The 20,954-nt window shown below is 42.4% G+C and carries 15 protein-coding genes and 1 tRNA gene; 1 reads left to right on the top strand and 15 read right to left on the bottom strand.

The features are described 5' to 3' along the window. Window positions 1–196 precede the first annotated feature (196 nt). The gene (gene sppA / locus ABD128_RS09670; protein ID WP_343989631.1) at window positions 197–2,068 is read left to right on the top strand and encodes a signal peptide peptidase SppA; all 1,872 of its coding nucleotides are present in this window, start codon (window positions 197–199) and stop codon (window positions 2,066–2,068) included. Between the two features lie 296 nt (window positions 2,069–2,364). On the opposite strand, the gene ABD128_RS09665 is transcribed toward sppA, so the two are convergent. From ABD128_RS09665 to ABD128_RS09595, 15 genes are all read right to left on the bottom strand, one after another. Next, window positions 2,365–3,165 carry a putative porin gene (locus ABD128_RS09665; protein ID WP_343989629.1) on the bottom strand — a complete coding sequence of 267 codons (801 nt, stop codon included), beginning with the start codon at window positions 3,163–3,165 and terminating at the stop codon, window positions 2,365–2,367. A gap of 592 nt (window positions 3,166–3,757) precedes the next feature. Beyond that, a tRNA-Asp gene (locus tag ABD128_RS09660) sits at window positions 3,758–3,834 on the bottom strand. A gap of 168 nt (window positions 3,835–4,002) precedes the next feature. Continuing rightward, window positions 4,003–4,461: a YcgN family cysteine cluster protein gene (locus ABD128_RS09655; protein WP_343989626.1), complete on the bottom strand. Its 459-nt coding sequence runs from the start codon at window positions 4,459–4,461 to the stop codon at window positions 4,003–4,005. A 14-nt stretch (window positions 4,462–4,475) separates the two neighbouring features. Further along, window positions 4,476–4,760 (bottom strand): YcgL domain-containing protein, encoded by a 285-nt coding sequence (locus ABD128_RS09650; RefSeq protein WP_343989624.1) that lies wholly within the window; start codon window positions 4,758–4,760, stop codon window positions 4,476–4,478. Window positions 4,761–4,785: 25 nt separating this feature from the next. After that, complete coding sequence (gene rnd / locus ABD128_RS09645) at window positions 4,786–5,940, bottom strand: ribonuclease D (protein ID WP_343989622.1); 1,155 nt, start codon at window positions 5,938–5,940, stop codon at window positions 4,786–4,788. A gap of 6 nt (window positions 5,941–5,946) precedes the next feature. Continuing rightward, window positions 5,947–7,602: an AMP-binding protein gene (locus tag ABD128_RS09640; protein ID WP_343989620.1), complete on the bottom strand. Its 1,656-nt coding sequence runs from the start codon at window positions 7,600–7,602 to the stop codon at window positions 5,947–5,949. A gap of 114 nt (window positions 7,603–7,716) precedes the next feature. Continuing rightward, window positions 7,717–8,580, bottom strand: a complete 864-nt coding sequence (locus ABD128_RS09635; protein ID WP_343989618.1) for an alpha/beta fold hydrolase — start codon at window positions 8,578–8,580, stop codon at window positions 7,717–7,719. A gap of 394 nt (window positions 8,581–8,974) precedes the next feature. Then, window positions 8,975–9,874 carry an MBL fold metallo-hydrolase gene (locus ABD128_RS09630; RefSeq protein ID WP_343989616.1) on the bottom strand — a complete coding sequence of 300 codons (900 nt, stop codon included), beginning with the start codon at window positions 9,872–9,874 and terminating at the stop codon, window positions 8,975–8,977. A gap of 32 nt (window positions 9,875–9,906) precedes the next feature. Further along, on the bottom strand, window positions 9,907–11,292 hold the full coding sequence (locus ABD128_RS09625) for a transglutaminase-like domain-containing protein (protein ID WP_343989614.1): 1,386 nt from the start codon (window positions 11,290–11,292) through the stop codon (window positions 9,907–9,909). Beyond that, on the bottom strand, window positions 11,276–12,736 hold the full coding sequence (nhaC, locus tag ABD128_RS09620; RefSeq protein WP_343989612.1) for a Na+/H+ antiporter NhaC: 1,461 nt from the start codon (window positions 12,734–12,736) through the stop codon (window positions 11,276–11,278). The genes ABD128_RS09625 and nhaC overlap by 17 nt, the downstream gene beginning before the upstream one ends. 9 nt (window positions 12,737–12,745) lie before the next feature. Further along, window positions 12,746–14,026, bottom strand: a complete 1,281-nt coding sequence (locus ABD128_RS09615; protein ID WP_343989610.1) for an amidohydrolase family protein — start codon at window positions 14,024–14,026, stop codon at window positions 12,746–12,748. Window positions 14,027–14,041: 15 nt separating this feature from the next. Continuing rightward, window positions 14,042–15,445: an amidohydrolase gene (locus tag ABD128_RS09610; protein WP_343989608.1), complete on the bottom strand. Its 1,404-nt coding sequence runs from the start codon at window positions 15,443–15,445 to the stop codon at window positions 14,042–14,044. Window positions 15,446–15,471: 26 nt separating this feature from the next. Beyond that, window positions 15,472–16,878, bottom strand: coding sequence for a sodium-dependent transporter (locus ABD128_RS09605; RefSeq protein ID WP_343989606.1), 1,407 nt, complete (start codon window positions 16,876–16,878; stop codon window positions 15,472–15,474). A 469-nt stretch (window positions 16,879–17,347) separates the two neighbouring features. Next, the gene (locus ABD128_RS09600; RefSeq protein ID WP_343989604.1) at window positions 17,348–19,039 is read right to left on the bottom strand and encodes an acyl-CoA dehydrogenase family protein; all 1,692 of its coding nucleotides are present in this window, start codon (window positions 19,037–19,039) and stop codon (window positions 17,348–17,350) included. 178 nt (window positions 19,040–19,217) lie between these two features. Beyond that, on the bottom strand, window positions 19,218–20,909 hold the full coding sequence (locus ABD128_RS09595) for an alanine/glycine:cation symporter family protein (RefSeq protein ID WP_343990479.1): 1,692 nt from the start codon (window positions 20,907–20,909) through the stop codon (window positions 19,218–19,220). Between the last annotated feature and the right edge of the window lie 45 nt (window positions 20,910–20,954).

The raw sequence follows: 20,954 nt of genomic DNA, 5'->3' as shown, positions 1-20,954 counted from the left end.
TGCTCCAAGTCTACTGGTATAACCAGTCTTGTGCAATATTTCACGCCTCCGAAAACAAGGAAATTCAACAGCCAAAAAACCCGCGAAAACAACGGGTTATTATTTGGTTACATTTCTTTAGTAGTCATAAATCAAGCAAATTGGTTAGAATTAGCTCAACTTCGTAAAATTTAACTTGTAAAAGAAGGAATTAATCGTGTCGAAACCCAATTCAATGATTGGTAGATTTTTTTACCGCATTTGGAAAACAGTTGATGTTGCTGGTCGTTTGCTGATCGGACTTATCGCAATCACCATTTTGGTATTTATGGTTCGTGGCTGCGTTAGCGGTCCAGATTTACCGAAAGTTTCCGATGGTTCAGCCCTAGTATTAAACCCAGCTGGTACTTTAGTTGAGCAAACAACTTATATGGACCCTATTGAGGAAGTTATTGCCGACGCACAGGGTACTAAAAGCCCTGAAACATCGATGTATGATCTTTTGGATGCCATTGAGTATGCCAAGAATGATGACAGCATTAGCGTACTTGTTCTTCAAACCAACAACTTAACTGGCGCTTATGGCGGTATCAGCAAGTATCAAGACTTGCGTGAAGCGATTGAAGACTTCAAAACAACCGGTAAAAAAGTCATTGCTGTTGGTGACTGGTATTCGCAAGGCCAATATTACCTAGCCTCTTCTGCCGATGAGATTTATATGAATCCACAAGGTAGCATGATGTTTGAAGGTATGGCACGCACAGGCACCTACTTCAAATCAGCTTTAGACAAATTGGGCGTAAACGTTCATGTATTCCGAGTTGGTACCTTCAAGTCTGCGGTAGAGCCATTTATTCGTGACGATATGTCGGAAGCAGCAAAAGAAGCCAATATCGAATGGCTTGGCGATTTGTGGCAAAGCATGAAGAAAGATATCGCAGCTTCACGCGATATGACCACTGCTGAAATGGATAACTTCATTGAGAACTATTTAGAAATTCTAAAAGCCAATAATGGTAATGGTGCAAAAGCGGCCGTTGAGAGTGGATTTATTGATAAACTCATTAGCCGTGCTGAATTCCGCGATCTTATGATTAATCAAGTGGGCTTAAACGATAAGCAAGATTCTTACAAAGCTATTGGCTTTAAAGACTACCTAAAAGCGCGTCGCCCTCTTATTGATATGCCAAGCGCCAAAGATAAAGTAGCAGTTATCATTGCCAAAGGCGAAATCGTAGATGGTCGTCGCAAGGAAGGAACAATTGGTGGCGACAGTACAGCTCAACTTATCCGTAAGGCACGATTAGACAATTCAGTGAAAGCGATTGTTATGCGCGTTGATAGCCCTGGTGGTAGTGCTTTTGCATCAGAAGTTATTCGTAGCGAACTTGTGCAGGCGCAAAAAGAAGGCAAAATTGTTGTGACTTCTATGGCGGGTATGGCAGCTTCTGGCGGTTACTGGATTTCAGCAACTTCTGACGAAATTTGGGCGCACCCTACTACGATCACAGGCTCAATTGGAATCTTTGGTATGGTTCCTACATTTGAAGAGCCTCTAAACAAAATGGGCATTCACCGTGATGGTGTTGGCACCACAAAATGGGCGCGTTCATTCGATGTTATGTCTGGCATCTCTGACGACCTAAAAGAAGTGGTTCAGACCAATATCGAGAAAGGATATGACGATTTCCTAAGCCTAGTTGCCGAAGGTCGAGGTATGACAAAGGCTGAGGTTGATGCCATCGCACAGGGGCGTGTCTGGTCTGGTGAAGATGCTCACCGTCTAGGCTTGGTTGATAAGCTAGGTGACTTGGATGATGCGATTGACTCTGCTGCTAAGCTGGCTAATATCAGCGACTACGAAGTGCGCTTTGTAGAGCGTGAAATTTCGCCGACTGAGCAAATGATCCGTGAAATCATGCAAAACACAGAAGCACAAGCAAGTATGCAGTCTGCAAGCCATATTTCAGCTAAGACAAACCCGGTGATTCACGCTCTGGGTCAGCAGTTAAAAGAAGTATATAACTTGATTAACAACTATAACGACCCTAATCATGCTTACCTTCACTGCATGTGTGAAGTAAAGTAGTATTACACGCATAGAAACACTAAAGGCAGCTTCGGCTGCCTTTTTTTATATCTTCAAAGTTGTACTTACGATTTCAAACGATGCCTAAGAATAGCTAGCTTTAACCCTAAGTCAGAATCACATTCGAGCATACAGCTATGCAGATACTATAAATGCGGCGTAAATAACCCCCTAAAGAGTACCAGTATTAAGAGTTAGTCTATTACGGGCATCCCAAGCGACAGCATTTTATAAAGTCACAAAAAAGCCGAGGAAGAGTCCTCGGCTAAATGACTAACTAACAGTTCGAACTAATTTTAGAATTGCGCAGTAAGACCGATAGTGTAAGTGTCGATATCAAAACCGCTGTCATCTTGTGATGAGTAAACGCCGTATAGCGAAATGTTTTGATCGAAGAAGTGTCTAGCACCAATTTCATACAAATCGTTGTCGTCTAGAGACGCGAATACTGAAGTTGCTTTGCTGAAGTAGTAGCTAGCACCTAAAGACCAGTAGTTGTCCGCGTCTGTGTCTACGATCGAGAACTCAGCAGCTAAGTAGTTGTCATCGCCAAGGTCCGTGAAGTACTTAGAAGACAAAGAAACAACGTCAGTGTCGTCATCAGTCGCTAAAGTGAAACCAATGTAATCAGTAGCGTTGATTTGGTGGTTGTAAGCAGCTGAGATGTTGTAAACCGTGTCACCTTCTTCAGGATCTACAGCGTCAACACGAACTAAGAAGTTATCGCTGAACAAGTAACCTAAAGTGAAGTCTGTTGGGTTATTACCAAACTTGTCATCAGATAAACCAAGGCCTAGTAGGAAGTTGTTAACAAAGAACTCACCAGAAGCTTGTGTAACGTAGTAGTCACCTAAGCCAATGTTGCTGTATGAAGCATCAATGTTGCTAACTTTGTTAATGTACTCAAATTCGTTGTAAGGACCTAAAGCTTTCTTGTTATCAAAGAAGTATTGACCTTCTAGCGTTAAAGCGTCAAAAGACTCACCACTAACGTCGATATTGCTGTAAGACAACTCTGAGAACCATTGGTATTCGTTTGCTGAAACTGACATTGAAGTCGATAGGATTGCAGCCACTGTAAGTAATTTAAATTTCACCTTATAAATCTCCATGTGTGTAGGTGTGTAGATAAGTGGCGCGGATTCTAATCAAAAGATTTTCACCGGTCAACAAAACAATTAAATATCGCTCAGATAAATTTCACATATTAGATTTTAAGCGATTTCCTATAAAAATGAATTAGTTATTTTTATAGTAACTACGATAAACAAAGACTAAAGAACAAAAGCAACGCCGAAAAGAATACGATTATCTAAGAAATGAAACTCGCTATTTAAATAGAAAGGCACGGCCTTGAGGCGGTAGTAAAAGTGTATCAGACAAATAAGCAATAAAAGAATAAAGAGAAAATTTAGCCACAAATAACATTGATATAAAAAAGTACAGACAAAAATAGCAGACATAAAAAAAGCAGCCATAAGGCTGCTTTTAAAATAGTGGCGGAGCGGACGGGACTATCAATAACGTCCATGTTATTGACCACTTCGTGGCCATCGTCGCAGTGCTCCGATGTTCAAAATCATTCCGGATGATTTTGTCGAACACCGCTCGCGGGTTCTCGCCCCGTTATTAACTGACAACAAATCTACAGGCATAAAAAAAGCAGCCATAAGGCTGCTTTTTGAATAGTGGCGGAGCGGACGGGACTCGAACCCGCGACCCCCGGCGTGACAGGCCGGTATTCTAACCAACTGAACTACCGCTCCACTTTCTCTAGCATGTCACTGAAACTAAGTTGCTAGAGCTTTTTTGTGTTGGCCTCATCGGTCAACGAGGCGCATATTACTGGCCTTCTTAGATCTCGTCAACTCTTTTTTTCATTTTTATTTATTTTTTTTTAAAAATGTATAAAACACGAACAAAAAGGCTAATTATCAATCAGTTATAGCAATCCACTGGATAATCCGATCTTCAATTTCTTCTTCATGAACATGACGCTGACTAACCAACTTTCCACGTAAACTGTGCCCTTCTTTATGAATTAACTGATGATCCCCACAAACTAGGTGATGCCAGCTTGGTAGATCCTCACCTCGCGCAACAATTTTGTAAGAGCAGCTCTTCGGTAGCCAATAATAATCTTTTAGAGTTTGCGGTGTTATTTGTACACAGTCTGGCACCTTGCTCAATCGATTAGCGTAATCCGTACAACGTAGGCTATCTATGTCTAGTAATCGACATGCGACATCCGTTTGCATTAGCATTGTGTCTGTTTCATCCAAGTACTGTATACGGCAACACTTGCCACAGCCATCGCATAAAGATTCCCACTGCTCTAGGCTCATTTCATGCAATGGCGTGTCTAGCCAGAACTTTTTGTTAGTATTAATCAAAACAGAACTCGCGATTAACGAGATATAGGGGCTTTAGTATTAGCTTCGACTAAGCTGGCTAGCTCCTCTTGAGTCGGAGGCATTTGCAAGAAATAGCCCTCTTCTTCAAGCTGCGCCTTAAGCTCACTAATATCAACCAGCGCAAGCTTGTCTCGCTTATCTAAATCAATATGCATTACAAGTTCAGGTTCACCCCAAACTGTTCGCAAACCTTCCGGAAGCTCATCAAACTCATTGCCATAAGGAATATACAAATAGGTATCAGGCTTTTTCGCGCTCTTATAAACACTGCACATCATAACGGTATATTGACTCTTTAATTAATTATGAAAACTCTGCGAGGCGCTCTTCAAAACGGTCTTGAAGTAACTCGCGACGCCATTGGTTCCAGAACTGATTCGATCGTACATCTAGATCTTGATAAGTCTGGATTACATATTCTAACAGACGCTTATTGCTTAAGGCTTCTTCAGGGATATCTTGCTCTTTTGCAACGTTGCTGGCCTCTTCCTTTAAAGCTTTGAGCTTTGCTTTCGACCCAGGTAGTTTATGGAATGCGAGAACCTGCTGGGGCCAATTGGAGCTATCTTCTTTATCCGCTTCAGTAATCAAATTTAAAAGCTCTGTGCCATATTTTCGAATACTACCGCGATTACAGCCAAGCTTAAGAAGTAAGTCCGTTGTTGGGTTTTGCGTTTGACACACCTCAAGTAAGTGGTGATCTCTGAAAATAAAGGTTTTGGGAATATTTGTTTTCCTTGCTAAAGCCTCACGCCACGAAGTCACTTTCCTTAACCGATTGAGTTGCTGCTGATTTAGTCGAAAGGCACCCTTAACTTTTAAATATGCCTTATCAAAGTCTTCTAAGTTGGCCACAGCTTGATAAATAGACTCAGTGTCTTCAATAACGAATCCATAGTGCCCTTTTTCTAACAATCGTTCTCTTAAGCGATAAAAACAAGGCAACAAGAATTGAACATCTTGTGCAGCATAGATCTTTTGTTCTTCGCTTAAGGGACGTTTCAGCCAATCGGTTTTTGTGTGTTCTTTATCGAGAGTAAGCCCCAAGAAGATATCAACCATATTGCCATAGCCTAGCATCGAGCCAACGCCTGCAATAGAAGCGGCAATCTGTGTATCGAATACAGCTCTTATAGGGAAGCCGTAACTATTGTGCAAAGCTTCTAAATCTTCGCTACAACTGTGTAAAACCTTTAGTACCTTGTCCGAAGATAAGACTTCGCCAAACGAATCAAGGCATTTCACTTCCAACGGATCGATGAGATAAACTTCACTACCATCGAATACCTGAATTAAAGCTAAGTTATGAAAAAATGTATTGGTGCGGTCAAACTCAGTGTCTATGGCTAAAACCTCGTGTTTTAACCATAGCTGAGACAACTCGTGTAGTCTGGACCCATCAGTTACTAACTCAACAGCAACTAATTCTGAGTGGTGGTCTAATTCAAATCGATTCAATATAACCTACTTACGTAATTCCTTACGCAATATTTTTCCAACGTTAGATTTAGGAAGTTCTTCTCTAAACTCCACGACTTTCGGGATTTTATAGCCTGTTAAATGCTTACGGCAATGCTCTATCAGGGTTTCTTCGTTAATAGACTGGTCTTTTTTAACTACTACAATTTTGACCACTTCACCTTTCACATCATCAGGCTCACCAATAGCGGCTACTTCAAGAACACCTGGGTGTAGCGCTACAATATCTTCAATTTCATTCGGATAGACGTTGAAACCAGAAACTAAAATCATGTCTTTTTTCCGATCAACGATGCGTAGATAACCCTCTTCATCGATTGTCGCCATATCTCCTGTGGCTAGCCAACCGTCTTGTAAAACTTCATCAGTTTCATTAGGTCGGCCAAGATATTGAACCATGACTTGTGGGCCTTTAACCCATAACTCTCCAGGCTCATTGTTGCCAAGCTCTTTACCATCCTCATCACGAATCTGAACATCTGTGGAAGGCAAAGGCAAACCAATGGTTCCATTGTATGATTTAGAGTCCAGTGGATTCATACTAACAACAGGTGAGGTTTCAGTTAAGCCGTAGCCTTCTAATAAAGGCGTCCCCGTCAACTCTTGCCACCTTTCTGCAACAGCCTTCTGCACAGCCATACCGCCACCGACTGAAATTTTCAGCTTTGAAAAATCCAATTTGCGGAAACGCTCCTGATTTAAGAGGCCGTTAAATAAGGTGTTTACACCGGTTAAAGCCGTAAACGGGTATTTTTCCAATGTATTACAAAAATCCTTCATATCACGAGGGTTAGTGACATAAATGTTATGCCCCGCAGCTTTAGTAAAGAGCAGACAGTTCACGCAAAGCGAGAAAATATGATACAGCGGCAGTGCCGTAATAATGGTTTCATTACCCTCATCAAGGAAGGGTCCCATCCAAGCGTAGGTTTGCAGAACGTTTGCTACCATATTCTTATGGCTCAAGACTGCGCCTTTAGCTACTCCAGTGGTGCCACCGGTATACTGCAAAAATGCAGTGTCTGAGTTTGAAATCTCAACCGTTTTAAACTTCTTTTCCGCACCTTTAGCTAAAGCGCTGATAAAAGTATCGGTTTTCGGTAGATTTGCTTTTGGCACCATTTTCTTAAAGTACTTAACGACAAAATTCACTATAAAGCGCTTTGGCTGAGGACAAACATCGCCAACTTGAGTCACGATAATATTATCCAGCTGAACATCTTTTAAAGATGCTTCAAGGGTATCTGCAAAATTTGCAAGGATAACAAGTGTCTTAGCACCACTATCGTTTAGTTGATGCGAGAGTTCACGCGGTGTATATAAAGGGTTTACATTGACCACCGCTAAACCGGCTTTTAAAGCACCAAACAGAGCAATTGGATATTGCAGTAAATTCGGCATCATCAAAGCCAACTTATCACCTTTGCTTAGCCCAAGGTCATTTTGCAAATATGACGCAAAATCGGTCGCTTTTTGATTTAACTCCGCATAAGTTAATGTGACGCCAAGGTTAGTCACCGCAGGCTTTGTGCCATAATTGGCGACAGTTTCATCCAGAATTTCATTAAGATTCGCATACTGCTCGACATCTATCGTATGTTTGACGTTTTCGGGATAATTTTTTAACCAGACTTTTTCCATGAACTAACCTACTTTATATGCGGATCTGTTATTAAGTGTTGGACAAGAAAATTACATGATTCCAAGCCACAAGGCAACTATTCCGACCAGTTACCGACACTTTGTTTCATTCAATTAGCAATTCGACCAAAAATTGATTATTTCTTCGGCAACACTATCTGCAAACTGCATGTGCAAATGGTGCCCACCATCGAGATCGACACGCTTAACCGACTGTAAATATTCAAAGCGCTTTTCAATTTCTGGATATTCTTCATACAGCCCTTCTTTCGCCATAATGACTAATACAGGGCAAGTAATAGTTTCCATAATGACTTTCATCTGCGCTTCCGTCAATCTCAACCATGATAGATGTTTTAAACGAGAGTCACTCGACCATTGATAACCATCTTCACACAGCGTCACGCCCCGCTCTATTAATGGCAGGAGGATATCCACCGGTAATTCGCTAACTTGGGCGCGCGCCTTGGCTGCGGTCTCTAAGTCTTTAAAATAGCGTTTACGACCACGCTTTGCTTGTCGCTGCTCTAGCGCTTTCGCTAATTGCTTAATGGTGTCTTCTGGCGAAGTTACTAGAGCCCCAAGCGCATCAATTGAAACGATGCTATCAACCCTATCTGGGAAAACTCCCGCATAGATAGTTGATAAAGCCGCACCCATTGAATGAGCCAATAGCTTTGGCTTCTCCAGCTTTAAAATATTAATGACTGAGTCGATGATGGAAATGCCAGAAATGAACTGATAGTCAGCTGCAGGATGGAGATGCTCTGACTGGCCATGACCTGGGAACTCTATCGCGATTAGACGGTAGTTAGTATTTTTAGTTAATAATGGTGCTAGAAAGTGGAATGTCGCCGCGTTATCAAGCCAGCCATGCAAACAGAGTACAGGCTCGCCCTCTGGGTTACCCCATTCAACAACACTAATTTTGTTTTTCTGGATCTCTAATTGGTACTCACGGTCAAATGTAAAGTGCATGATGTTTTCTGACTAAATATTCTACTAAACAAGGAATAGCGTCATGATAACATTTTATCGATTGTTTTGAGTGATTTGATGGGAGCAATTGTCGTTGAAAGCCGAACTCTAAAATACCAACAACTGCGGTTCTATCCGCATAGTTTATAAACTAAAAGCATTAAACATAAAAAACGGGCCATTTGTGATGGCCCGGTATGAGAATTTACTCATCAAAGAGAAGTGACAATGACAACCAAGTCAACAAACAGGCAAGTGTTTAAAGCTGTGCATATTTGCTACTTGTATATTCTTTGAACACTTCTTTAGAAAATAGTTCCCAAAAAGTAGATAGAATTGCAGACAAAAATCTAGCGCTTAATCTTTAACTCAGCATCACTAAAATAACAATGGGTTACAATACCTTTCTATCAACATACTTTAATGGATTATCAGCAAAATATTTACCTTTTTCATTGATTCCAACGTCTGATAAAGCGACTTCTGGGTCGTGGGTGAAGAACACTTTGCCTTTACGCTCCTTCAAAGAGTCTAACAAGTGTTTTTTCTCATCAATCAAATTCTCAGGAAAACGATCGTAGCCCATGGTAATTGGTAAATGCATCCAAGGAGCGCCAGGAATAAGATCTGCAGCAAAAACAACTGGCCCACTTTTTGTAGAAACCTCGGTTATTAACATTCCAGGTGTGTGGCCATTTGAAATATGAAAGCTATAATCTGGGCCAAGATGTTCGCACTCATCTAGCGTGCCATCGTTACTGGATTTGATGATATGTAAGCGGCCAGTTTCAATTAGCAAATCCGTCAGACCAGGTATGAAAGAAGCTCTGTCCCTAGGGTGTGGCTTTAATGCTCTCTGCCAAGCTTCTTGACCTACTACAAACTGGGCATTGGGAAATAATAATTCAGGGGCTTTATCTTCTTGCCACCTGGTAAGCAATCCCCCGACATGATCAAAATGCATGTGTGAAAGCACCACAATATCGATGTCTTCGTGACTAAAACCCGCTTCTTTTAGGGAATCGAGTAAAACATGATGCGACTCTTGGACTCCATAGCGATCCTTATATTTTGGCTCAAAAAACGCACCAATTCCCGCTTCAAACAAAATGGTCTTGTCACCATCTTTTACTAACATGGCACGACACACTAAATTAATACGGTTTAGCTCATCAACCTCCACCCAGCGCTGCCACAGGGCTTTTGGCGCATTGCCAAACATGGCTCCACCATCAAGTTTCTGGCTATTGCCATTAATCGAGTAGAAAGTTTTTGTACTAGGAGAATGTGACATAGAAAACCTAAAATAACCTGTCTAATGTGTGATTAGTTATAGTGTATCTGTTCAACAGCAAAAACCAAGTCTGAGGCAGACTTTCCGCGTCTAAGGGATATAGGTAGGTGCCCCGCTGTTGTCTGTATCATACTCCAAGTTGGATCAACGCCACGCCATTGTCCATCAATCAGCACCTCAACCCATTCATGGCCGCCAAACTGTTGTTCTTGATCACCTAAATAAATATAGCCAACAACTGAACGCGCCGGTATTTTGGCGACATTCAAAAGCGCGAGCATCAACTGAGTATACTCAGTGCAATCGCCATACCCATTATCAATAACTTCATCAATACTAAAGTTAGTCGGTGTCGCTTTGTAATATAAGTAATTGTGAGTAAAAGTTAGCAGTTGCTTGACTGTTTGTGCCCTATTTTGGGCTTTTGTCACCGCAGGCATTAGTGCTCTAACCTTTTCACTGACCGGACTAAACTTCCAGTCACTGATTAAATTTAGTTCAGCTTTGTAGGCCGAAGCTCGTTGAGTGGTTATGATATTCCCTTCTAATGACGCACTGGGATGAACCTGGAGCCAGTCAGTTGTGCTAGGTTGCATAGAGAGTTTAAGCTCTCTTATCGCCTCAAGCTCACCAATCGGTTGCAACACCTTTAAGCCATTACTGGCATACAAGTCTGTTTGCATTTCGGGGTTAAAACTTGGTTTTTTATTACTTGCTATTAACTCAATACCGCGACCTCTTGAACGCTTTAGAGCATTCCCAGCGACGTCGTAAGTTAACCCTAGTAGTTCTGACTCTGATGCTTGGTTAGTCAATAGATAACGCTTATGTCTATGATTTGGAACCGCTAACACAGAAAAAGTGGCCTGAGTTATATCTAAAGAGTGTGGGTCGAGTTTAGCGTAGCGGACTGAACTGCCCTTATTTGGTTGTGACTCGATAAACTGCCTGCGCGCTAGCAGATTAGACAGTGTGTAATTGATAGGCTTTTCTATATAGATATTCCGACGTTCATTGCGTTGTTGAGTAATGGTTAATTGATCACCATTCTCAAAATGCGTAGTCATGATCAGTCCTGGCTCTTTAAGCACAGCATTTCCCTGCAAAATTCTGTAAGGAGATTGCTTTGAGAACTCCCAGCTGTATTGATAGGAGAACTTCATACGTTTCCCCCGTACTCGGCCCTCAAAGTGCTCTTCGTGGCTAATGACGTAATGTGAAGGGGTTTCGTCAAAAGAAAATTTCGACCAACCAACGACCTGCCCTTGCCAGTTAATCTGAAACCATTCAGTAAAGGGTTTTAAGGTATCAACTTGCCAAAAACGCTGAAACGGTAGGAAAGAAGTGGTAGCTAGGAAGCATGCTGCTAAAAAACTGAGTTTTAGCAGCATGGTTAAAAGACTATTCGCTTGCTTCATCGCCTTCAATTGGACTAATTTTGAAGTTGAACAAAGCATAGATAAACGATACAAATGGCGTTATTAGATTGAAGTAACAGTATATCCAATAAGCGCCAGTGGCAACGCCTAATGTTCCAGCCATATATGCACCACAAGTGTTCCATGGAATGAGTGGCGAAGTAATGGTTGCTGAGTCTTCTAACGTTCTGGACAGGTTTTTAGCATCAAGTCCACGACGTTTAAATTCCGCCTTGTACATACGACCAGGTAAAACAATCGAGATATACTGATCAGCAGTAATCACGTTCATACCAATACAAGTCGCTAGGACTGAGCCGATCAAAGCGCCAGTAGATTTCGCTACGCCAATAACGGTTTTAATCAATTTGTGTAGTAGCCCAGTGACTTCCATAGCCGCACCAAAGCTCATAGCGGTAATAATCAAGAACATCGTGTTTAGCATACTCGTCATACCGCCACGCGATAATAACTCGTCATATACTTCATTACCTGTACTCACCGAAAAGCCTGAGAAGAGCGATGTCCAAACACCCTTCAAGTAAACTAAGCCTGTTTGTAATTCCGGCTCATTTACAAAAGTAACAATCACATCGGATTGAAAAATAATGGCGAATACTGATGCAAGTAATGCACCAACCAATATTGTTGCTATCGCAGGTACTTTCTTAAAGGCTAAGACAAACACAACTAGCATTGGCACCAAAGTCCAAAGAGAAATATTGAAGTTGTCGTTCAATAACTGCAGGGTATCTTCTAGCACAAGCACCTGCTCGTTAGCGTCTGAGTTAAAGCCAATAACTGCGAAAATAACCAACGATATGATGAGGGCTGGAGTTGTAGTCCACATCATATGTCGAATATGAGTGAACAGATCCGTACCGGTGACGGCTGGTGCCAAATTTGTCGTATCAGACAAAGGAGACATCTTGTCACCAAAATAGGCGCCCGAAATAATCGCACCAGCAGTAATTTCCATCGAAAGACCTAAGCCCTGCGATACACCAATTAAACCGATACCCACGGTTCCTGCAGTGGTCCAAGAGCTACCAATACTTAGAGCGACAATGGCACAAATAGCACAAGTCGCTACATAAAAGTATTCAGGCGATAGAATTTGTAGACCATAATAAATCATGGTCGGTACAGTACCGGCTAGAATCCAAGAACCAATTAAGGCTCCGACCATTAATAGAATCAGTAAAGCACCGAGCGCAATGCTGATGCCATCGACCACACCTTTTTCAAGTTCTCGCCAGGTCTGCCCGTTCTTCAACCCCACTAATAAGGCAACAGCAGCACATATAATCAATGCAATTTGATTGGCGCCATAGGACGAGTCACTACCATATAGGTATACAGAAAATGCTAATAAAATTACTAACAGCCCTATGGGTAATAGGGCTTGGAGCATACTGGGTTGGCGGGTCGATGAATCAGCCATGTAAACCTCTTATTTTCGGTAGAAAGTGTTGTTATCAGTGCTAATGTCTTTGTAGCGTTGTTCTAAACGCTTAGCACGAGAAGACAAGTCTTGTACTTTACCATCAATAATGACGGTATCAGCATAGGTCGTCACTTCAAACGGGTCTCCCGTCCACAGGACTAACTCAGCTTTAAAACCAGGCATTAATTTACCGTAATTACTGGCGCCACCGAAAACTTTAGCAGGAACACTGGTCATTGCCGCAAGCGCTTTATCGTAAGGCATGCCATACGCTACAGCGTTACCTGCTGCTTGGCGAACGTTATCAGCATTGTGCGTAGAGCTCGAAAACATTACTTTCACACCTGCTTTATTCAACAGACCGGCATTTTCGTAACGCTTACCTAACGACTCGAAGCTGCTGGGAATATTATCCATTGGGTCAACAATGACTGGTACGCCCGCTTTAGCGATTTTATCAGAAACTTTCCAGCCTTCAGCAACTCCTGAAAGCACTAACGATATATTGTGACTTTTAGCGAATTCAAGAATGGTCAAAATATCGTTAGCTCGATTAACACTAACTACAAGCGGTATTTCTTTGGAAAGAACGCGATTTAATGCTTCTAAATCAGCAAAGCTGTAATCAAGCTGGCGATATTCACCACGTTTAATCGCCTCTTTATTTGCAGCGTATTCTTTCGCTTGAGCAAAAGATTTCTTTAATTCTTGCAGTGCGCTAGCGCGTGAACCACCGGATAAATAAGCAGCGTGCTCGCCATAAGTGGCAAAAATAGCAACGTCGCTCAGGATAAGCGAGTCATAATCACCTGTCATATCCATGATCGCACCATAACCAGCAAAAACAGACTTACCGTTATAAGGCTTAATCAGAGTACGGGTAACACCGCCTTCGCGGTTCATTGGGATCAGTGTCGACTTGGCATTAAATACATCGCTAACTCTGAACGATGCGCCACTGTCTTCAAGCTCTGTGCCTGAGTCACGCGTGCCTTCAATCGCACCAATCTCAACCAAACCGATTTGGTTCTCTAGCGCAAAAATACCTGATGTAACGACCTTACCTTTGCCATCTAGTATTTTAGCGCCACTGGCAGAGATACCATCGCCAATGTTACGAATAAGGCCATCTTCAATAAGTACATCAGCGTTCTCGAGAGTCCCCGCCGATGTCATGGTGTAAACTTTAGCACCTTTAATAAGGATGCTTTCTGCCTGTGCTTGGTTGTGGCTGCCTGCTCCAACAACCAGTGCCATAATGGCTAAGCTTTTTAATAACTTGCTCATAATAAACTCTCCTGGTTAGTTAGATTCAGTATCAATTGTGGTCAGCTTGAAATCGCTAACTGGCTGAAAGTGCTCGTTATTGCGATCAAACATTAAAGCACCATCGACGTAGACTTTTTCAGCTTTGGTGTAGACGCTGAAAGGGTTACCGTCCCAAAGAACGATATCCGCCATCTTGCCCTCTTCTAGCGAGCCGGTTTTTTCTTCCACACCAATCGCTTTAGCAGCATTAATCGTGATCCACTTAATAGCGTGCTCTGGCTTGATATCCATTCCCAGACGATTGCCCGAAGTCATAGCCTTAGCCGCTTCTTTATTCAAATGCTGAATTACAGTAGCAGAGTCTGAGTGAACAACTGCGCATGCACCGGCTTTATCGACCAGTGCAACGTTAGATTCAACCATGTCGTAAGCTTCTTGCTTAAAGCCCCACCAATCTGACCATAGCGCAGAACAAACGTCATTTTCGGCTAATTTATCTGCGATCTTGTAAGCTTCGACGCCGTGATGGAAAGTTGTTACTTTGAAATCGAATTCTTTAGCAATTTCCATCATTACCAACATTTCGTCAGCACGGTAACAGTGGTTTTGAATAAGGATTTCACCACGAAGTACACCAGCTAAGCTTTCTAAGCGCAGGTCACGTTTTGGCGGCTTGCCATTACCTAAACCAGACTCGTACTCATCCCACTTTTCCATGTAGTCTTTAGCAGCGATCCAGGATTTACGATATCCAGCGACATTGCCCATGCGCGTCATCGGCGCCTGACCTTTGCTACCATAAACACGCTTAGGGTTTTCACCACAGGCCATTTTTAAACCGTATGGCGCTTCAGGGAATTTCATTTCCATGACCGAGCGACCTGGAACATTCTTTAAAGTCACACCGCGACCACCAACTAAGTTGGCAGAACCCGGTAAGATTTGTAATGACGTAACGCCACCTGCTAGGGCTAGCTGAAACTGTGGATCTTGTGGCCAAACCGAATGCTCAGCCCAAACGTTAGCCGTTACTGGAGCTGTCATTTCATTACCATCAGCACTCGACTGAACACCCGGTGCAGGATAAACCCCAAGGTGCGAGTGTACATCGATAAGGCCAGGAGTAACCCACTTTCCTTCGGCGTCAATCACTTCCAGGTCATCATCGCTTGGCGGCTCTATATCTGTACCAACAGCAACAATTTCACCCTCTGAAAACAAAACGCTACCGTTTTCGATTTTTTCACCTGTCGCGGTAAGAATGGTCGCGTTTTTGATTAAAACAGGGTGATACTCCCTTACTTCATATTGCGAAATAAAGGCCTGGCTTTCAGAATCCTTCGGATGAGTTGCTGGCTCTTCTTCGCCACACCCAACCAAAAAAGCAGCCCCGACAAAGGCTGCTAAGAAGGATTTTGAGAATTGCATTACTTTCATAAACATAATCCCAAAACTAAAGTGAATTAAAAGACTTGGATTCCAAAGAATCTCTCTAAAACAGTTATTATTGTAATAGTCCCTAAAATTAGAGGACAGAAAATCATTACTGCAAAGTTAATGTAGTTCAATAACCACTTGCTTTGTGTGGCGCGCCCTTCCATCAATTCTGCATTTAAATTGTGTTTCTTCCAAACATAGGCAGTAAAGATAGCAATCATGGTTCCGCCTAATGGTAAGAAGGTATCGCTCGCTATCAGCTCCACGAAATCCATGAAAGATGCGTTAGCTTCTTGGCCGTCTTTATAAAGTGTCATAAAGCTCGACAACCAATCAACTGCACCATGACCAAGTAACGAAGGAATACCTAGCAAGAAGATAAAGCTCGCTGTTCCCCAAACTGCTACCGGTCGTTTAATTTTTTTCTCATCAACCAGATAGGCAACTGGGACTTCCAGCAATGATACTGTTGAAGTTAAAGCAGCAAAAGATAGTAATAAAAAGAAAACAGCACCAATAATTTTACCTAATAACGGTCCTAAGCTCTCGAAAACGCCAGGAAGCGTCATGAAAATTAAGCCAGCACCGCCAGATACGTCATCCATGTTTCCTGAACTTAGGAAAGCCACGAAAGGGAAAATCATGAGGCCTGCTAAGAATGCAACGGACACATCAGTAATGGTAATTAAAGCTGCCGAGCGAACTATGTCTTGCTTGCGTGAAACGTAAGAACCGTAGGTAATTAATGCGCCCATACCTAGAGATAAAGAAAAGAATGCTTGCCCTAATGCAGAGTAAATGACCTCACCTGTAATCGCTGAGAAGTCTGGCACCAGATAGTACTTAATGCCATCCATAGCGTTATCAAGCGTAAACGCATAAAGCATTAAGCCAATTATCATGGCGAATAAGCTTGGCATCAAAATTTTAGCTGCTTTTTCAATCCCGCCTTTAATACCGCGAGACACGATAAAAGCGGTCACCGCCATAAAGACTAATCCATAAAGGAAAATGTGATGCCAGTCTGCAATAAATGCCCCAAATTTTTCAGGTGACTGGAAATCGAAGTTGCCTTGCGCCATTTCAAGGAAATAACCAAAAGCCCAACCAGCAACAACGTTATAGAAAGATAGAATGAATACACCGGCAAGAATCCCTAGCAGTCCGATCCAAGCCCAGTTTTTATGGCCAAGTTTTTTAAAAGCACCAACGGCGTTAAGCTGAGTTTTCCGACCAATAGCAATTTCGGAAATCATTACCGGGAAGCACAGCAAGAAGCAGAATGCCAAGTAGATAACTACGAAAGCGGCACCGCCACCGTCACCTACTTCGAATGGGAATTTCCAGATGTTGCCAAGACCTACAGCCGAACCAGCCGCAGCTAATACAAACCCTAAGCGAGAGTTAAATTGACCTCTACTATTTGTCGCCATTGTGCCTACCGTTTAATTGTATTTTGTAAGATCAGTTACTCACTCTATTAACACTCTTGATGCCAAAGATAGCAGCAATGAGCTAACGAAAATAAAGCCACAATGAATCTTTGCAATCAATGACGAACATACAGATGCACGGCACCTAGACAAGACTCGAAATATTGAGCTTAACTATCGCTTATAGTCATAGAACCACTATTAAACAACTCTTTTATAACCCGCTTCATTAGCGAGAATTTTTTATACAGTGGGTAACAGATCTTTGTTATAACCTGATCCTAGCCGCTAATAACACCATATTTAGACTTATCACTCAAGTGGTGCGAGATAAATCCTAGTAATTTTTGCTATTATTCAAGTTGTTAGGTTAATTCTTGTTCAGAAATCAAGCCCAACGCAACAAGATAGCACAAAAAAGCCCCACGTGAGTGAGGCTTTTGGAGTGTTATCGGTAAGCGTTTATCAATTAAAGTTCGCTTTCAATGCTCGCTTTAAGGCCTAGAGTTCGCGGTAATACCCTTTTGAAGAAAAAGTCTGACTGTTCATCGAGCCCGCCATTTGCAGCAACCTCCATCTTTAACCAAAGATAGGCGTAGGTCACAAGCGCTACATAGTGCAAGTAGTCGCAAGCAATTAACTGTGGCATATCTGGCTTGTCGGCGCTTTTAGTAATGATCGTCGTCGAAAGTTCTTTAAGCTCGCTTAAATGCTTAATGACTTTGTCTTTGCGATCTGATGCTGGCAACCCCTCTAAATCCTTATTGATTTCCGATAAGAAGGTATCTAAAAACTCACCTTTACTGCCAATAAGCTTTCGACCGACTAAATCTAAAGCTTGAATACCGTTAGTGCCTTCGTAGATTTGAGCAATTCGACAGTCGCGAACGTGCTGCTCCATGCCCCACTCTCTAACATAACCATGGCCACCAAAGACTTGCTGCCCAATGGTACAGGTTTCATAGCCAGCGTCGGTAAAATAGGCCTTGGCGATAGGTGTTAACCAGGCCGACATCACATCGGCAACCTTAACCGCTTCTTTGTCTTCGCTATGGAAGGCGACATCTAAATAACTTCCTAACCAAACACCAAGCGCACGACCGCCTTTATTAAAGGATTCCATAGTATTCAACATACGCTGTACATCGCCGTGCTTGATCAATGGTGCCGGAGCTTCACCGTCAGTCGCCTTACCTTGCAAGCGTTCGTTTGCATACGTATTGGCCTGCTGATACGACATTTCGCCAAGGCCGATGCCTTGAATACCGATAGATAAGCGTTCGAGGTTCATCATGGTAAACATACAAGCCAGACCGCGATGTGGCGGGCCAATTAACCACCCTTTAGCGTTATCCATATTCATGACACAGGTGGATGAAGCTTTAATGCCCATTTTATGTTCAATCGAACCACAAACAATGCCGTTTCGCTCGCCTAGAGAACCATCATCGTTGACGAAAAACTTCGGTACTAAGAATAAACTGATGCCTTTTGGTCCCTCAGGGGCATCCGGCAAGCGCGCTAACACTAAATGGATGATATTTTCTGACATATCATGCTCTCCACCAGTAATAAAAATCTTAGAACCCTCAATGGAGTAGCTACCATCATCATTCGGCTCTGCTTTGGTTTTGAGCAGTCCCAGATCTGAGCCAGCGTGTGCTTCGGTTAAACACATAGAACCTGACCATTGGCCGCTGATTAAATTGGGTAAGTATTTTTCTTTAGTCGCATCATCGGCATGAGCTTGTAGCAATTGGGTCGCGCCACCAGTTAAACTGCCGTAAAGGCAGAATGAAGTATTTGCCGAATAGAACATTTCTTCGATAAGAACGTGTAGCGCTTTAGGTAAGCCCTGGCCACCATAATTAGGATCAGCAGTAATCGACTGCCAGCCACCTTCGACATAAGCTTGATAGGCTTCTTTAAAGCCTTTAGGCGTAGTTACAACCCCATCCTCAAAGTGACACCCTTCTTCATCACCAGATCGATTTATTGGTTGCAACACGCCAGTGGCAAACTTCCCCGCCTCTTCTAGAATGGCGTGATATAAGTCCTCGTCAAAGTCTGAAAAGTCAGCAATATGGCCTAATCGTTTAGTGAGTGAGAAGACGTCTCTAACAAGAAACATCATGTCATCTACAGGGGCTTGATATTGCATACTTTCTCCTACTATTGCGGGTTATAAAAATTGAAGATAGAGCATAGCTCGGCTATGGTCTGACCAGCTTAGTATAGGAAATATAATTTACCCTTGTCTAGCCTAGATTAAGAATAAATAACAATGCATAAAAAAAGCCCTGAACAATGCCAGGGCTTTTATACAACGTTTAGAAAGTCTATTTAGGATTTTCCTTACGAAAATCTGCCCAATATTCTTTGACCGTATTCTTCATATCTTTATGCAACAACATGATTCCTATCAAGTTCGGAATCGTCATCATTACAATAGCCACGTTAGCCAACGCCCAAACTACTGTAGTATCAACAACCGCAGCTAGAGCAAACATAGCTACGTAGAAAACGCGATAAATATGAACACCTTTGGAGCCAAAGAGATAGGTTACCGCTCTATCGCCGTAATATGACCAAGCGATTGCGGTTGTAAACGCGAAGAGTAAAAGACCCAGAGAAACAATGTATTTACCATTCTCACCTAGGAAGCCTTTTGTGAATGCCTCAGCTGTTAGGCTCGCAGAGTGAATCAATGATTTACCCTCGACAACAATATCTGGGTTTTCTAGGCGACCATTTTTGACTGTGATCTCACCTGTAATAGGCTGAGATTTTAAACTACCCTCTTCACGCTGACTATAAGTCACATCCTCAGCGATAGAGCGTGCATTTATCAAAGTGTACCCGTCTGAGATTGCTTCACCATTTTGGATAGAAATACTGCCATCAAAACGTTGTACTTTCGACTCTTTCTCAGTTTTTCGATCTAAGAATATTTGCAACTGCTTGACGTCACTCTCATTTGAGTCAGAGTATTCCCCAACAACAAAAATCATGTCATTTCTATCAAAGGTGTTTTGGTGCTTATCTTTCCACACTCCTGATGAAAGAATCACTAATGCAGTTAAGGTACAAATAATCAGCGTATCGATAAATGGCTCTAACAGTGACACCATACCTTCTGACGCTGGCTCTTTACCTCTTGCTGCCGAGTGCGCAATAGCTGCTGAACCTTGACCCGCTTCGTTTGAGAATAAGCCACGGTTTACACCACGCTGCATGGCGTAAGCAAAGCTAGCCCCTAAGAAACCACCAACCGCCGCTGAGCCGGAGAAAACACTGCCGATAATCGCTGAGAAAGAAGGAAGGATGTTTTGATAGTTATAGATAATAACCAGCAATGCACCGATAACGTAAAGAACCGCCATGAAAGGTACGACTCTTTCCGCCACTTTAGCAATACGTTTAATACCACCAATAATCACCATCGCTAGCAAAATCGCAAGAACCACACCAGTGATCCAATTTGGGATCAAGAAAGTATCGTTCATTACTTGAGCAATGTTATTGATTTGAGGCATGTTACCCGTACCAAAGGAACTAATAATCGTCGCTAGCGCGAATATCACCGCTAACCACTTCATATTCAGTTTCTTTTCCATGTAGTACATCGGGCCGCCAGCCATGGTGCCGTCTTCTGTTTTTTCACGGTATTTGTGAGATAAGGTAACCTCTACAAACTTCGTGGTCATGCCTAAAAACGCAGTAACCCACATCCAGAAAATCGCCGCAGGACCACCCATAAAGATAGCCAGTGCAACGCCACCGATATTACCCGTACCAACGGTGCCTGATAGCGCTGTTGATAAGGCGGCGAAGTGAGACGTATCGCCTGGATCTGAGCTCTTGCTGTATTTACCTTTAACGATTCTAACTGCTTGCCCGAAATAACGAACTTGCGGTAAACCTAGGTAAATAGTGAAAAATAAACCGACGCCAATTAATAGAAACGGAAAGTAATCCGCCGAACCAAGAAATCCATCGAGATAATCCAGTCCGTTCTTAATTGTTTCAATAATGTCCAAAAATCTTCCCCATGCAGCTTATAAGTTAAAATTATC

This window comes from Kangiella japonica (assembly GCF_039523535.1).
Lineage (GTDB): Bacteria > Pseudomonadota > Gammaproteobacteria > Enterobacterales > Kangiellaceae > Kangiella > Kangiella japonica.
This window is presented reverse-complemented; position numbering and strand designations above follow the sequence as displayed.